The sequence below is a fragment of the Amycolatopsis nigrescens CSC17Ta-90 genome (assembly GCF_000384315.1).
GTDB classification, from domain to species: domain Bacteria; phylum Actinomycetota; class Actinomycetes; order Mycobacteriales; family Pseudonocardiaceae; genus Amycolatopsis; species Amycolatopsis nigrescens.
In genome coordinates, this window is the sequence record NZ_ARVW01000001.1 from 1,038,748 (window position 1) to 1,053,548 (window position 14,801).

At 70.7% G+C, this 14,801-nt stretch carries 10 protein-coding genes and 1 riboswitch; of the genes, 6 read left to right on the forward strand and 4 right to left on the reverse strand.

Annotation, left to right across the window (positions count from 1 at the left end; all coding sequences use genetic code 11):
* Nucleotides 1-136 precede the first annotated feature (136 nt).
* Together AMYNI_RS0104795 and AMYNI_RS0104800 are read left to right on the forward strand one after the other, a co-directional pair.
* Nucleotides 137-3,250: an arabinosyltransferase domain-containing protein gene (locus AMYNI_RS0104795; protein WP_020666844.1), complete on the forward strand. Its 3,114-nt coding sequence runs from the start codon at nucleotides 137-139 to the stop codon at nucleotides 3,248-3,250.
* A complete protein-coding gene (locus AMYNI_RS0104800) occupies nucleotides 3,247-3,501 on the forward strand; it encodes a hypothetical protein (RefSeq protein ID WP_157357250.1) in 255 nt (84 codons plus the stop codon). Before AMYNI_RS0104795 ends, AMYNI_RS0104800 begins: the two co-directional genes overlap by 4 nt.
* A 129-nt stretch (nucleotides 3,502-3,630) precedes the next feature.
* On the opposite strand, the gene AMYNI_RS47935 is transcribed toward AMYNI_RS0104800, so the two are convergent.
* The 4 genes from AMYNI_RS47935 to AMYNI_RS0104820 form a co-directional block, all read right to left on the reverse strand.
* On the reverse strand, nucleotides 3,631-4,890 hold the full coding sequence (locus AMYNI_RS47935) for an HNH endonuclease signature motif containing protein (RefSeq protein WP_084628282.1): 1,260 nt from the start codon (nucleotides 4,888-4,890) through the stop codon (nucleotides 3,631-3,633).
* Between the two features lie 611 nt (nucleotides 4,891-5,501).
* Entirely contained in the window at nucleotides 5,502-7,004 is a 1,503-nt protein-coding gene (locus AMYNI_RS0104810) for a precorrin-2 C(20)-methyltransferase (RefSeq protein WP_026360061.1), read from the reverse strand.
* The gene (locus tag AMYNI_RS0104815) at nucleotides 7,001-7,624 is read right to left on the reverse strand and encodes a precorrin-8X methylmutase (RefSeq protein WP_020666848.1); all 624 of its coding nucleotides are present in this window, start codon (nucleotides 7,622-7,624) and stop codon (nucleotides 7,001-7,003) included. The genes AMYNI_RS0104810 and AMYNI_RS0104815 overlap by 4 nt, the downstream gene beginning before the upstream one ends.
* 50 nt (nucleotides 7,625-7,674) lie before the next feature.
* On the reverse strand, nucleotides 7,675-8,760 hold the full coding sequence (locus AMYNI_RS0104820) for a precorrin-3B synthase (protein WP_026360062.1): 1,086 nt from the start codon (nucleotides 8,758-8,760) through the stop codon (nucleotides 7,675-7,677).
* Between the two features lie 114 nt (nucleotides 8,761-8,874).
* Here AMYNI_RS0104820 and AMYNI_RS0104825 point away from each other — a divergent pair, with 114 nt between their 5' ends.
* The 4 genes from AMYNI_RS0104825 (at nucleotide 8,875) to cobN (ending at nucleotide 14,698) form a co-directional block, all read left to right on the forward strand.
* On the forward strand, nucleotides 8,875-9,801 hold the full coding sequence (locus AMYNI_RS0104825; protein ID WP_026360063.1) for an ABC transporter ATP-binding protein: 927 nt from the start codon (nucleotides 8,875-8,877) through the stop codon (nucleotides 9,799-9,801).
* Between the two features lie 8 nt (nucleotides 9,802-9,809).
* Nucleotides 9,810-10,661, forward strand: coding sequence for an ABC transporter permease (locus AMYNI_RS0104830; protein WP_026360064.1), 852 nt, complete (start codon nucleotides 9,810-9,812; stop codon nucleotides 10,659-10,661).
* Nucleotides 10,662-10,709: 48 nt separating this feature from the next.
* Nucleotides 10,710-10,952, forward strand: a complete 243-nt coding sequence (locus AMYNI_RS0104835; RefSeq protein WP_020666852.1) for a helix-turn-helix transcriptional regulator — start codon at nucleotides 10,710-10,712, stop codon at nucleotides 10,950-10,952.
* A 31-nt stretch (nucleotides 10,953-10,983) separates the two neighbouring features.
* Nucleotides 10,984-11,053, forward strand: a riboswitch (cobalamin riboswitch).
* Nucleotides 11,054-11,110: 57 nt separating this feature from the next.
* A complete protein-coding gene (gene cobN / locus AMYNI_RS0104840; protein WP_020666853.1) occupies nucleotides 11,111-14,698 on the forward strand; it encodes a cobaltochelatase subunit CobN in 3,588 nt (1,195 codons plus the stop codon).
* Nucleotides 14,699-14,801 lie beyond the last annotated feature (103 nt).

Genomic DNA, 14,801 nt, shown 5'->3' on the forward strand with positions numbered 1-14,801 from the left:
GGGTATCACAGGGCCGGGCGATAGCGTTGCTGCAATGCGGATCGCCACCAGGCCGCCTTCAAAGGCCCGTGATGAGGTGACAGACCCCGAGCTCGAAAGCCCGGAGACGAGCAGTGCCGGCAGATCCCGCCACCGGATGTGGCGGCGGCTGGCGCTCGTTCTGGGCCTGATAGCCGCCGGGGCTGCTTTGGCATTCCCGTTTCTGCCGGTCTGGCAGGACACAGCCAAGATCGTCTGGCCGTCGGGCACCGACACCACCTCGGTCAACGCCCCCCTGACCGGCTACTGGGCGCAGGACATCCAGGTCAACCTGCCCTGCGAGACGGTCAAGTCGGTGGACGAGCGCACCTCCGGTTCGGTGCTGCTGTTCTCCACCATCCCGCCAGCCAGGGCCGAGAACGGCGCCGGCATGCAGCTGAGCATCGACCGGGGCCTGCTCACCGCGTCCAACCGGGGCCAGCAGGTGGCCAGGCAGCCGCTGCCGCCGTCCGGCTGCGACGTGCGGATCAGCTCGACCGCGGAACGCACCACGCTGTCCGTGGCCGGCACCCCGATCTACGACGTCAACGGCGATGCCCGCCCGCGCGTGGTGGGCATCTTCACCGACATCGCCGGCGCCAAGGACCCGACCGCCGGGCTGCAGGTCGAGATCACCCCGGACACCCGCTACCAGTCCTCACCGACCGGCTGGAAGATCGCCGTCGGCGCGGTCGGCGTGCTGGCCCTGATCGGCTGCCTGATCGCGGTCAACCGGCTGGACCGCGGCAACGCGCGTCGGGCGCCGCGCTGGGCGCCGGTCGGCTGGTGGCGGCTGACCGGACGGGACGCCACGGTCATCCTGGCGCTCGGCGCCTGGGTCTTCATCGGCCCGGTGACCTCGGACGACGGCTACATCCTGACCATGGCCAGAGTCACCGAGCACGCCGGCTTCCTGCCGAACTACCACCGCTGGTTCGGAGTGGCGGAGGCGCCGTTCGGCTGGTTCTACCACGTGTACGAACTGATGGCGCACGTCAGCACGGTGCCGCCGTGGATCAGACTGCCGTCCTTCCTGCTCGGCGTGATCAGCTGGCTGCTGATCAGCCGTGAGGTGATGCCCAGGCTGGGCAGCCAGGTCCGGGTCAGCCGCGCGGCGGGCTGGGCCGCCGCCGCGGTGTTCCTGGTCTGGTGGATGCCCTACAACAACGGGGTCCGGCCGGAGCCGGTGGCCGCGGTCGGCTCGCTGCTCGCGCTGTGCGCGGTGGAGCGGACCCTGGTCACCCGGCGGATGCTGCCGCTGTGCCTCGGGCTGCTGGCGGCCGCCTTCACCCTGGCCGCCACCCCGACCGGGCTGATCGCGGTGGCCCCGTTCCTGGTCGCCGCCAGGCCGCTGTTCCAGCTCCTGCGCAGCCGCGCCAAGGAGGGCTGGCTGCCGGTGCTCGCGCCGATCCTCGGTTCCGGGCTGCTGGTGCTGGTGGTGATCTTCGCCGACCAGACCTTCGCCAGCGTGCTGGAGGCGAGCAGGCTGCGCACCCAGGTCGGGCCCAGCCTGTCCTGGTTCGAGGAGCTTTCCCGCTACGAGCTGCTGTTCGCGAACTCGGCGGACGGTTCGTTGTCACGCCGGTTCCCGGTGCTGCTGTTGGTGCTGTGCACCGGTACCTGCCTGGTGGTGCTGCTGCGGCGCGGCCGGATCCAGGGAGCCGCGCTGGGCCCGGCCCGGCGGCTGATCGGCACCGTGGCGCTGTTCTTCCTGATGCTGACGCTGACCCCGACCAAGTGGACGCACCACTTCGGTGCCTTCGCCGCGGTCGGTGCGGCGATGGCCGCGCTCACCGCGCTGGCCACCAGTTCCACCGTGCTGCGCTCGAAACGCAACCGGGCCGCGTTCCTGGCCGGGCTGCTGGTGATGGCCGCGCTGGCCGCCACCGGGCCGAACTCCTACTGGTTCGTGTCCAACATCGGCGTGCCGTGGAACGACAAACCGATCTCCATCAACGGGATCGGCCTGTCCAGCGTGCTGCTGCTTGGCGCGGTGGTCGCCGCGGTCTTCGCCTTCGTGGAGAACGTCCGCGCGCACCGGCCGAACATGCCGCCGGGACCGCAGGAACGCCGCGGCCGGTCGCTGCGGCTCGGTTCGATGTCGCTGGTGGCCGTCTGCGGTGCGGTCGCCGCGCTGGAGTTCGCCAGCATGGCCAAGGCGATCCAGGAGCAGTGGAGCAGCTACAGCCTCGGCGCGGCCAACGTGGCGCACCTGACCGGCAAGAACTGCAACCTGTCCGACCACGTGATGGTGGAGCGGGACCCGGTGTCCAGCGTGCTGGAACCGGTGGCGGCGACCACGCTGCCCGCCACCCCGCCACCCGCGCAGCCGCCGGCCCCGCCCTCCCCGGACTCGCCGGTGGTGACCACTCCGCCGCCGCCGAACGACGGCACCGGCAAGACCGAGGTCGGTTTCCATACCACGGCCACCCTGGACGACGACCCGCTGGCCGACCCGCCGCACGGGTTCACCACCTCGGACGTGCCGATGTGGAGCAGCTACCGGGACCCGAACACCCCGGTCGCCAGGCTGCGCACGGACTGGTACGCGGTGCCGAAGGACCAGCCGGACGGCCAGGTCGCGGTCGCGGTGGCCGCCGCGAGCGACAAGGCCACCACGGTGTCGGTGGAGTTCGGCACGGAGACCCCGGAGGGCGTGCGGGTGCTGCAGAGCCAGCAGGTGCTCGGCACCGGCGGCGGCACCGGCAGCTGGGGCGACGTGCGGCTGGACCTGCGCAACGCGCCGCCCGGCTCGAACCTGGTCCGGGTGGTCGCCAAGGACGACGACCTGACCGAGGACGGCTGGGTCGCGGTCACCGCGCCGCGCGTGCCCAGTTTCACCACGCTCACCGAGCGGGTCGGCAACGAGCCGGTGTACATGGACTGGCCATCGTCCTTCGTGTACCCCTGCATCAACCCGGTCCAGTCCAAGGACGGGATCTCGGACGTGCCGAAGTACCGGATCACCGCCGGCCCGCTGGCCGGTGAGGGCGGCGTAGCCGGCAACGAGGGCGGCGGGCCGAACGGCTTCCTGGAGGAGCTGGCCGACGAGCCCGAGGTGCCGAGCTTCCTGCTGGGTGAGCCAGGTCAGCCGTGGGGCCAGCTGAAGAGCATCGAGCCGTACACCGAGGGCACCACGCCGACGGTGGTCCGCGGCAAGGAGATGCAGAGCGGCTGGTGGTCGCCTGGGCCGGGACCGCGTCAGCCGAACGGCTCAGCGCAGACCCGGTGAGCCAGGTTCAGCCCGAGGACGTCGAGCGCGCACTGCGCAGCGTGCGCTCGGCGTCCTACCGGCTCGCCGCGGACGAGGACGGCACCACGCTGGCCCTGGTCATGCGGGCCAGCGAACCGGGCAGGCGCAACGCCGCGTCCAGGATCGTCCGCCTGCTCACCGAACACGGCCTCACCCTTGGCGCCGTGAACCCGGTGGAAGCCCTCACCCTGAGCGAAGACCCGCTGCTCGTCATGCGGCGTCGTGAGTGAAAAGTGTTGTCCTGGCAACACTTTTCACTCACGACCCGCCCCTGAGGAACTCGCACTGCGCGAACGCGGAACTCGCGGTGTCGGAAGGAAGAACTCCCGAGTTCTACTCGGCCGGGCGGGGCCGGATGGCTAGAAGGGTGGGGGTTCGTCGTCGTTTTTCGACGACGGCACCGCTGGATCGACGAGAGGTTCTGGGCGGGTTGTGTAGGTGCGGCCGGTCGGAGTCGTGACAGTGAGGTCGGCGGTGTCGGGGTTGAAGTCGAAGGTCCAGCCGGGTTGGTCTTTCAGGCGGTGGTGGTAGCGGCACAGGCAGCAGAGGTTGTGTTCACAGGTGTCGCCATCCTGAGACCAGGCGGTGCAGTGGTCGGTGTCGCAGCGCTGGGCGGGGCGATTGCAGCCGGGGGCGCGGCAGGTGCGGTCGCGGACCTGGACCAACTCGGCCAGGTCGGCGGGTGGCCGGTAGCGAGTCCGGCCGACATCCCGGACGGTGCCGGATACGGGGTCGGTCAACACCTTGCGCCACACCGAATCAGGTTGGTTCATGAGGTGGCGGCCGATCTCACCCGGGATGGGGCCGTGACCGACCAGTTCGCAGCCGTCTTCTCGGAGGCCGAGGGCGGTGTCGAGGGGGATGTGGATGAACACCTGCGCGGCCACACCATCGATACCGCCATGCTGACCGAGCAGCAACTCGGTGCACACATCCGCGCGAAGCTGATCCATCGTGCGCGGCTCATCCCGGGTGTGGAGCTTGCGGGCCAGAGCATCCACCCGCGCATACACCGCGGTAGCGATCTCCGCGGGAAGGTACGCCCACAGCGACGCCATCGCATCCGGCTCGTGGATCAACTCCACCTTGCGATCAAGGCGGCGGGCAGCGGCTCGGGTCTTCTGGCCTTCCGGGTCCAGACCCGCGACCACGTGCGTGACTGCTTTGCGCCAATTCGACGGGCTCTTCTGGCCAATCCGCTCGGCAAGCAAACGGTCGGCTTCACCCACCAGCTCATCCGGTAAAACGGCGATACCATCGAAGGCCTGGCGGGCTTTGCCGATATCCAGCTCACCCTCCTCCATTGCCGCCAGCAAACATGGCAACCGAGTCACCAGCGCGACCGACAACGCCACTCGGGTAGCGGTGGCTTCACGCGACAACCGCAGCTCCGGCGCCAGCTCATCGACAACGGATCGCGCCCCGCCCCGCAGCGCGGAAAACCGCGCGACGAAACGAACTTCCACCGCATCAATCTGACACCGCAACCGGCGACAAGCCGCCACGGCATCCACCGACCCGACGTCATCGAACCCGTCGATCACCTCCGCGGACAACCCGAAAAACCGAGACGGCGACAACACTTCATCACCCGGCTCCGGACCCAATCTTCTTAACATTACAACCCCCTGAAAAGAATCAATCGGTTAGCTCCATAATACCAAGAAAACAACCACCAAAAGTGTGAACAGCAGTGCCGGGAGTTCCTGTCACCGCGTGATCCGAACTGTCGCACGGATGCCGGATCCAGCCGGGCAGAGCCCTGGAAGACAGGGAGGAAGACGGCCTGGCCACCAACGCGATCTATCTGGCGCAGCACAAGACCGACGCAGGGAAGTCGCGAACTACCTCGACCGGCGGCTGAAACGAGTCGCGCGCTATTCCAACGGAATCGACGTGGTGCCGCAGGCGTGGAACTGCCACCGGCTGGCGAAAGGTGGATGACGCAGTTCCTCTATCAGCATGAAAGGGCTTACCCCGATCTTCTCGACATCGAGGGACTGGTGCCGCCGCACCAGTCCTCGTCCGAGGCCACCATCTGGAACCCGGCGCTGCGCCGGATCATGGCGGAGAACGGACTCGCACTCCCGCCCGAACTGGCCCGCGTGCCCGCCGCCGGTGCTCGTCGAGGGCCAACTCGCCGCCCTGATCGAAGCCGAGCTGAACGACAACGACGAACCCTCTGGCGACTCACCGTCTCCGGGTGCCCCGGGCCGGGGCACCCGGAGCGTCAGTAGCTCCTGGGGGTCCAGACGCCGTGCTGGTCGGCCCTGGTGCGGGACGAGCCGATGATCAGCAGGCAGCGCATGTCCACTTCGGACGGATCGAGGGCGGCCAAGGTGGTCACCCGCACCGACTGCTCGGGCCCGCCCACGTCACGGGCGACGACCACCGGCGTCTCCGGCGCGCGGTGCCGCAGCAGCACCTGCCTGGCCTGCTCCAGCTGTACAACCCGGCTGCGGGACGCCGGGTTGTACAGCGCCAGCACCAGATCCGCGGCCCCGGCCGCGTCCAGCCGCCGCTCGATGACCTCCCACGGCTTGAGCCGGTCGGACAGCGAAAGCACGCAGTAGTCGTGCCCGAGCGGCGCGCCCACCAGCGACGCGGCCGCCTGCGCGGCCGTCACCCCGGGCAGCACCCGCACCGGCACGTCCGCCCACTCCGCGCCTTCGGCCCGGCCCAGCGCGGCCTGTTCGAGCACCGCCGACGCCATCGCGAACACCCCCGGATCGCCCGAGGACACCACTGCGACCCGGCCGCCTCCGGCCGCGAGCCGGAGCGCCTCCACGGCACGATCCGCCTCTACCCTGTTCCCGGACGCGTGTCGCTGCTGACCCGCAAGCTGGGGCACCTTCGCCAGGTAAGGGCCGTACCCGACCAGATGTTCGGCGGCCTCCAGCGCTTCGCGCGCCTCCGGCGTGAGCCACTGCGGTCCGGCCGGACCGAGCCCGACGACCACCACCTCGCCCCCGGTGCGCGAGGCTTCCGGTACCACCGGCGCGGCCTTCCGCGCCGAATAGGCCGGGCTGGGCAGCATGGCCAGCGAGAAGTACGGCACCGACTCCGGGTCCACCTCGGCCAGCGGCGCCACCCGTTGCGCGCCCCAGGTGGCCCGTTCCACGTACAGAGCCTCGTCGAGCTTGCCCGCTTCGGCCAGCGCCTCGCGCACCGAACCGAAGGTGCGGCCCAGCTTGAGCACCGCGGCGGCGTCGGTGTCGGCCAGCCTGCGCGCCAGCTCCGGCGCGGGCAGCGTGCCGGGCAGCACGGTCAGCACCTCGTCCCGCTGCACCAGCGGCCTGCCCAGCACCGACGAGGCCGCGCTCACCGAGGTCACCCCGGGGATCACGCGGGCGTCGTACCGGTCGGCGAGCCGCTCGTGCATGTACATGTAGGAGCCGTAGAAGAACGGGTCGCCCTCGCACAGCAGCACCACGTCACGGCCGGCGTCCAGGTGCCCGGCCAGCCGTTTCGCGCACAGCTCGTAGAACTCCGCGATGGCGCCCTCGTAACCGCCGGGATGGTCGGTGGTCTCGGTGGTCACCGGGTAGACGAGCGCTTCTTCGAGCTGCCCCTCGCGCAAGTACGGCTCCGCCACCGAACGCGCGATGCTGCGGCCGTGCCTGGCGCTGTGGTAGGCGATCACGTCCGCCTCGCCGATCACCCTGGCGGCCTTGACCGTCATCAGCTCCGGGTCGCCGGGCCCCAGCCCCACGCCCCACAAGGTCCCGCTCATTCGACCTCACTCGCCATCGCGTTCACCGCGGCCACCGCCATCGCGCTGCCACCGCGGCGGCCGTGCACCACCAGGTAGGGCGACGGCGCCAGCCGCGCGAGCTCCACTTTGGACTCCAGCGCGCCGACGAAACCGACCGGCACGCCGATCACCGCGGCCGGCGCCCCGGCGCCCTCGTCGATCAGCTCCAACAACCGGAACAACGCGGTGGGCGCGTTGCCGATGGCCACCACCGAGCCCGGCAGCCGGTCCCGCCAGAGCTCCAGCGCCGCCGCACTCCTGGTGGTGCCAAGGCGCTCGGCCAGCTCCGGCACCCGCGGGTCGGACAGCGTGCAGCGGACCTCGTTGTCCGCGGGCAACCGTTTCCTGGTCACCCCGCTGGCGATCATGTTCGCGTCGCAGAGCACCGGCGCCCCGTCCCGCAGCGCCGCACGGCCCGCCTTCACCACATCCGGGGAGTAACCGAGATCGGCGGCCAGGTCGACCTGACCGCAGGCGTGGATCATCCGCACCGCGACCACCGCGACGTCCTCGGGCAGGCCGCCGAGATCGGCCTCGGCCCTGATGGTGGCGAAGGAACGGCGATAGATCTCCGCCCCGTCCCTGAGATACTCGGTCACGCTTACCCTTTCCTGCTCGTGAGTGAAAAGTGTTGTCCTGGCAACACTTTTCACTCACGACCTTTGACCTGCATGGTTGTCGCGAGTCGGTCTAGTGGCACGAAAACACCGTCGACGCGGTAGCCGCCCTGCACGGCGAGCACGTCAGCATGCTCGCCCTTCGGCCTGCCGCAGCGGCGCTCGCAGCCGGCGAAATGCGCGCGCACGCCCGTCGCGCTCAGCCGCCGAGCGTCCGACCGCACGTCGGCCGCGGACTTCGCGCAGCCGGGGCTGCCGATGCACGCGCTGATCCCGTTCTCGACCACCGGCAGCCCGAACCCGGCGAGTTCCCGCCGCCCGGCACCCGGCAGCACCACCGACCGCCACGGGGTCACCACCAGTTCGCCGCTGCAGGTGGCCAGCAATCGCAGCCGTGCCGCGGAAAGCAGCCCGAACAACGGGAAGACGTCCCCCGGCACCGGTTTCGACGCCGGCAGGTCCACCGGCGCCGTGAACTCCCCCTGCCCGGCGACGGCCGCCGTCAGCGCGACCGCGGCTTCCGGCGACTCACGCACCCGCCAGGCGTCGCCGCGCACCGCCACGAAAGTGCCCGCGGCCAGCACCAGCGCCGCCACCGCCCGCGTGGCCGGGATCCGGAGCCCGGTGTCGACGCCGGCCAGCAGCAGCGCCCCGGTACCCGGTCCCAGCGCACGCCAGCAGACGTCCGCGCCTTCCGCGGAAACGTCCCCGGAGCCGTCGTCGAGGGCGAACAGGAACCGGCCGGGCAGCGCGGCCAGCTCCGGGCGGGCGCAGACCGCGGCGTCCAGCTCCGCGGCCAGCCGCCCGCACCACGCGCTGCCCGGCGAGGCGAGGTAGTTGCGGACCCGCTCGTGCGCGGGCGACGGGAGCAGGCCGGCGCCGGACAGGCGGCGCACCAGCCCGTCCCCGCGCACCCCGCGCAGCTGGAGGTTTCCGCGTGAGGTCAGGTGCACCGCGCCGTCGCCGAAGTCCTCGGCACAGTCCGCGATCACGTTCGCCTGCGCCGCGCTCAGCCGCCCGCCCGGCAGCCGGACCCTGGCCAGCGCGCCGTCCGCGGCGTCGTGGGTGGCGAAAACACCCGGGCACGCGTCAGCTCGCGCGCGCACCGGATCGACCATGGCCATCACTGTAGATGGGCACCCTCGAACACCCGGACACGCAGAGCACCCTTATGATCGGATGTAGTAGGTGTGCTACGTTTCACCGCATCACTTAGATGGGGGTGACCATTGATGACCACGAGCGAAGATGTGGTGCTCGACGTCCGGGATCTCCGGATGCGCTACGGCAGCACGGACGTGCTGCACGGGGTGAGCCTGCAGGCGCGCCGGGGCGAGGTGATCAGCCTGCTCGGGCCGAACGGCGCGGGCAAGACCACCACGATCGAGATCCTCGAAGGCTTCCGGATGCGGTCCGACGGCGAGGTCTCGGTGCTCGGTATCGACCCGGCACACGGCAGCGAGGAATGGCGGGCGCGGCTGGGGGTCGTGCTCCAATCCTGGCGGGACCACGGCAAGTGGCGGGTGCGCGAGTTGCTCGCGCACCTCGGCTCGTACTACCGCTGCTACTCCACCGACCGCATCCAGCGGCCGTGGGACACCGACGAGCTGGTGGCCGCGGTCGGGCTGACCGAGCACGCGCACAAAAAGATCAAGATGCTCTCCGGCGGCCAGCGGCGGCGCCTGGACGTGGCGATCGGCATCGTCGGACGGCCGGAGCTGCTGTTCCTGGACGAGCCGACGGCCGGACTGGACCCGGAGGCGCGCCGGGAGTTCCACGAGCTGGTGCACCGGCTCGCCGACGACGACACCACCATCCTGCTCACCACGCACGATCTGGACGAGGCCGAGAAGCTGGCCGACCGGATCCTGATCCTGACCGCGGGCCGGATCATCGCGGACGGCTCGGCCGACGCGCTGAGCCGCCGGATCGCCGGGGAGGCGGAGGTGCGCTGGACCCGCGACGGGCAGCGGTTCGTGCATTCCACCACCGAGTCCACCAAGTACGTGTTCGAGCTGTTCAAGCAGCACGGCGAGGCGATCGAGGAGCTCGAGGTCCGCCGCGCCTCGCTGGAGGACACCTACATGACCCTGGTTCGGCAGGCCGAGTCGGGCAGCGAGCCGGTCGCCGTGCACAACCTCGCGGAGGTGAACGCGTGATGAGCAGCATGAGTCCCACCGTGGTGGCGGCACGGGCCGGGTTGAGCCGCGGCTGGATCGAGTTCCGCCAGCAGCTGACCAACCGCGAAGACGTGTTCAACATGATCTTCCCGGCGATCATCTTCCTGGTCGTGATGATCTTCATGCGCGGCTCGTCCATCCCGGGCACGAACATCTCGCTCGGCACCATGACGGTGCCCAGCGTGCTGGGCGCGGGCGTGATGTTCAGCGGCATGCTCGGCATGGCGGGCGTGCTCGCCGTGGAACGGGAGGACGGCACCCTGCTGCGGGCCAAGGCCACCCCGAACGGGATGCTCGGCTACCTGGTCGGCAAGGTGCTCTCGGTCTCCGGGGCGGCCGTGGTGGGCATGCTGCTCACCCTGATCCCCAGCCTGTTCCTCTTCGACGGCCTGGCCACCGGCGGTCTGGGTTCCTGGCTGGGCCTGCTCTGGGTGCTGGTGTTCGGGCTGGTCGCCACCATGCCGGTCGGCGCCGTGCTCGGCTCGCTCACCACGAACGCGCGCAACCTCGGCCTGATCATGCTGCCCGTGCTGGGGCTCGGCGCGATCTCCGGGGTGTTCTACCCGATCACCGCGATGCCGGACTGGCTGCAGGTGGTGGCCCAGGTGTTCCCGATGTACTGGCTCGGCCTCGGCATGCGCTCGGCGCTGCTGCCCGTGGACGCGGTGGCCGTCGAGATCGGGCAGTCCTGGCGGCACCTGGAGACCCTGGGCGTGCTGGGGGTATGGGCCGTGATCGGATTGGTGCTGGCGCCTATCGTGTTACGCCGGATGGCGAGGCGGGAGTCGGGGTCGTCGGTGGCGGCACGGCGGGAAAAGGCGATGCAACGGGTGGGATAGGTAGCGAGTCATGAGCAGCGACGACGTACTCCTTCCCGCGGAGGAGTCATGAGCAGCGAGACGATCTACAACCGCATCGCCATGCTGCGGGCGGAGCGGGGGATCTCGCGGCGCCAGCTCGCCGAGGCGCTGGGCGTGCACTACCAGACCATCGGGTACCTGGAGCGCGGCGAGTACAGCCCGAGCCTCTATCTGGCCCTGCGGATCGCGGAGTACTTCGAGGTGGCGGTGGAGGTGATCTTCTCCACCGCCCCGTTCCCGCGCATCGGTGACGCGGCCAACACCGCGTAAGGTGAGTCGCGACCACACGCGCAGGCAGGTGGAGGAACCCGGTGCGAGTCCGGGGCGGTCCCGCCACTGTGACCGGAGGCGACTCCGGCAGCCAGGAACTCCGGCCCGCGCGCACTGCTACCCGGGGCGAGGACACCCCGAGGAGGAGACGCGGCACCGTGATCCTGTTGCTGTCCACTTCGGACACCGATCTGCTCAGCGCACGGGCCAGCGCCCAGGACTACCGGCTGGCCAACCCGGCGCGGCTGGACCTCGCCGAGCTGCCCGCCCTGCTGGACGGCGCACCGATCGTGGTGGTGCGCATCCTCGGGTCGGAGCGGTCCTGGGCCGAGGGACTGGCGCTGGTCCGGGCCAGTGGCGCGCACGTGGTGGTGCTCGGCGGTGAGCAGGCGCCGGACGCGCAGCTGATGAAGCTGTCGTCGGTACCGGCCGGGATCGCCACCGAAGCGCACCGCTATCTCGCCCAGGGCGGCCCGGAGAACCTCACCCAGCTGCACCGGTTCCTCTCCGACACCCTGCTGCTCACCGGCGACGGGTTCGCCCCGCCCGCCGAGCAGCCGCTCTGGGGTGTCCTGGACCGGCCTGCCCGCCGCACCGAGGGCCCGGTGGTCGCGATCCTCTACTACCGGGCGCATCACCTGTCCGGGAACACCGCTTTCGTCGAGGCGCTGGCCGACGCCGTGGAGGACGCCGGTGGGCAGGCGCTGCCGATCCACTGCGCGTCGCTGCGCACCCGTGAGCCGGTGATGATGGCCGAGCTGCGCCGGGCGGACGCCCTGCTGGTCACCGTGCTCGCGGCCGGCGGCACCCGGCCGTCGGAGGCGGGTGCGGGCGGGGGCGACGAGGCGTGGGACGTGGCCGAGCTGGCCGCGCTGGACGTCCCGACCCTGCAGGCGCTCTGCCTGACCAGCGACCGGGAGACCTGGGCCGCCAATGACGAGGGGCTGTCCCCGCTGGACGCGGGCAACCAGCTGGCGGTGCCCGAGTTCGACGGCAGGCTGAGCACGGTGCCGTTCTCCTTCAAGGAGATCGACGACGACGGGCTGCCGAGGTACCAGCCCGATCCCGAGCGCGCGGCGCGGGTGGCCGGGATCGCGCTGGCGCACGCCAGGCTGCGGCACACTCCCCCGGCCGAGCGCCGGATCGCGCTGATGCTGTCCGCCTATCCGACCAAGCATTCGCGGGTGGGCAACGCGGTCGGCCTGGACACCCCGGCTTCCGCGGTGAAACTGCTGCGCGCCATGCGGGACGCCGGTTACGTCCTCGGTGACGACCCGTTCCCGGGGGTGGAACCGACCGGCACCGAGCAGCCGGACGGCGACGCGCTGATCCACGCGCTGATCGCGGCCGGCGGCCAGGACCCCGAATGGCTCACCGAGGAGCAGCTGGCCGGCAACCCGATCCGGATCAGCGCGGCGAAGTACCGCGAGTGGTTCGACGCGCTACCGGCGGAGTTGCGCGACGAGATGACCGGGCAGTGGGGACCGCCGCCCGGCGAGCTGTACGTGGACCACTCGAAGGACTCCGGCGGCGAGATCGTGCTGGCGTCGCTGCAGGCCGGCAACCTGGTGCTGATGATCCAGCCGCCGCGGGGTTTCGGCGAGAACCCGGTGGCCATCTACCACAATCCGGACCTGCCGCCGAGCCATCACTACCTGGCCGCCTACCGCTGGCTGGAGCAGGAATTCGGCGCGCACGCGGTGGTGCACCTCGGCAAGCACGGCTCGCTGGAGTGGCTGCCGGGCAAGACCGCCGGGTTGTCCGCGTCCTGCGCCCCGGACGCGGTGCTGGGCAACCTGCCGATGGTCTACCCGTTCCTGATCAACGACCCCGGTGAGGGCGCGCAGGCGAAACGCCGTGCGCACGCCACCATCGTGGACCACCTGATCCCGCCGATGGCCCGCGCCGAGTCCTACGGCGACCTGGCCAGGCTGGAGCAGCTGCTCGACGAGCACGCGAACATCGCCGCGATGGACCCGGCGAAGCTGCCCGCCATCCGCGCCCAGATCTGGACCCTGATCCAGGCCGCGAAGCTGGACCACGACCTCGGCGTGGACGAGCGGCCGCACGACGCGGAGTTCGACGACTTCCTGCTGCACATCGACGGCTGGCTGTGCGAGGTGAAGGACGCCCAGATCCGGGACGGCCTGCACATTCTCGGCGAGGCGCCGGCCGGCGAGGCCAGGGTGAACCTGGTGCTGGCCATGCTGCGCGCCAAGCAGATGTGGGGCGGCCAGCAGGGTGCGGTACCGGGTTTGCGGTCCGCCTTGGGGCTCAAGGAGAACAGCGACGCTCCACTATCCGAAGTGGACGATATCGAGCAGCGGGCGCGTGCACTCGTGGAAGCCATGGAGGCACGCTCCTGGGACCCCGAGGCGGTGCCTCACGTCTGCGACGACGAGTCCGTCGGCGCTGTGCTCACCTTCGCCGCGAAGGAGGTCGTGCCCCGGCTGGCCGGCACCGACGGTGAGATCGACGCCGTGCTGCACGCGCTGGACGGCGGCTACATCCCGGCCGGGCCGAGCGGTTCGCCGCTGCGCGGGCTGATCAACGTGCTGCCCACCGGGCGCAACTTCTACACCGTGGACCCCAAGGCGATCCCGAGCAGGCTGGCCTGGGAGACCGGGCAGGCGCTGGCCGATTCGCTGCTGCGGCGCTACCGCGAAGACACCGGAGAGTGGCCGCGTTCGGTCGGGCTGTCGGTCTGGGGCACCTCGGCCATGCGGACCTCCGGCGACGACGCCGCGGAAGTCCTCGCCCTGCTGGGTGTCCAGCCGGTCTGGGACGAGGCGTCGCGGCGGGTCACCGGGATCGAGGCGATCCCGCTCGCCGAACTGGGCAGGCCGCGGATCGACGTGACGGTGCGGATCAGCGGGTTCTTCCGGGACGCCTTCCCGCACGTGATCGCGTTGCTGGACGACGCGGTGCGGCTGGTCGCCGGCCTGGACGAACCCGCCGAGCAGAACTTCGTGCGCGCGCACACCCGCGCCGACCTGGCCGCGCACGGGGACGAGCGGCGAGCCACCACTCGCATCTTCGGCTCGAAACCGGGTGCCTACGGTGCCGGGCTGCTGCCGCTGATGGACTCCGGCAACTGGCGCGACGACGCGGACCTCGCCGAGGTGTACGCGGTGTGGGGCGGCTTCGCCTACGGCCGCGGCCTGGACGGCCGCCCGGCCAGGGACGACATGGAGAGCTCCTACCGCCGGATCGAGGTGGCGGCGAAGAACACCGACACCCGCGAGCACGACATCGCCGACTCCGACGATTACTTCCAGTACCACGGCGGCATGATCGCCACCGTGCGGGCGCTCACCGGCAAGGCGCCGACCTCCTACGTCGGCGACAGCACCACCCCGGACGCGGTGCGCACCAGGACGCTCGGCGAGGAGACCGCGCGGGTGTTCCGGGCCAGGGTGGTCAACCCGCGCTGGCTTTCCGCGATGCGCCGGCACGGCTACAAGGGCGCGTTCGAGCTGGCCGCGACGGTGGACTACCTGTTCGGTTTCGACGCCACCGCCGGGGTGGTGGACGACTGGATGTACGAGAAGCTGAGCGAGTCCTACGTGCTGGACGCCGAGAACCAGGAGTTCCTGGCCAAGGCCAACCCGTGGGCGCTGCGCGGCATCATCGAGCGGCTCACCGAGGCCGCCGACCGCGGCCTCTGGGCCGAGCCCGACCCCGACCTGCTCGCCCGGCTGCGCGACGTCTACCTCCGCGTCGAAGGCGACCTCGAAGCCGACTAGCCCTTCACGCCGGTATGCAGCGAAGGCCACCTTGCCTGCGTTGAACGCAGCGAAGGTGGCCTTCGCTGCGTCCGCTTGATCGCGCCGGTCAGAAACCTGATCT

Excerpts from the sequence above, each read along its gene's own strand:
- AMYNI_RS0104795 (WP_020666844.1), top strand. The coding sequence starts at position 137 with ATGTGGCGGCGGCTGGCGCTCGTTCTGGGCCTGATAGCCGCCGGGGCT.
- AMYNI_RS47935 (WP_084628282.1), bottom strand. The coding sequence starts at position 4,890 with ATGTTAAGAAGATTGGGTCCGGAGCCGGGTGATGAAGTGTTGTCGCCG.
- AMYNI_RS0104810 (WP_026360061.1), bottom strand. The coding sequence starts at position 7,004 with ATGAGCGGGACCTTGTGGGGCGTGGGGCTGGGGCCCGGCGACCCGGAG.
- AMYNI_RS0104820 (WP_026360062.1), bottom strand. The coding sequence starts at position 8,760 with ATGGTCGATCCGGTGCGCGCGCGAGCTGACGCGTGCCCGGGTGTTTTC.
- AMYNI_RS0104825 (WP_026360063.1), top strand. The coding sequence starts at position 8,875 with ATGACCACGAGCGAAGATGTGGTGCTCGACGTCCGGGATCTCCGGATG.
- AMYNI_RS0104830 (WP_026360064.1), top strand. The coding sequence starts at position 9,810 with ATGAGTCCCACCGTGGTGGCGGCACGGGCCGGGTTGAGCCGCGGCTGG.
- AMYNI_RS0104835 (WP_020666852.1), top strand. The coding sequence starts at position 10,710 with ATGAGCAGCGAGACGATCTACAACCGCATCGCCATGCTGCGGGCGGAG.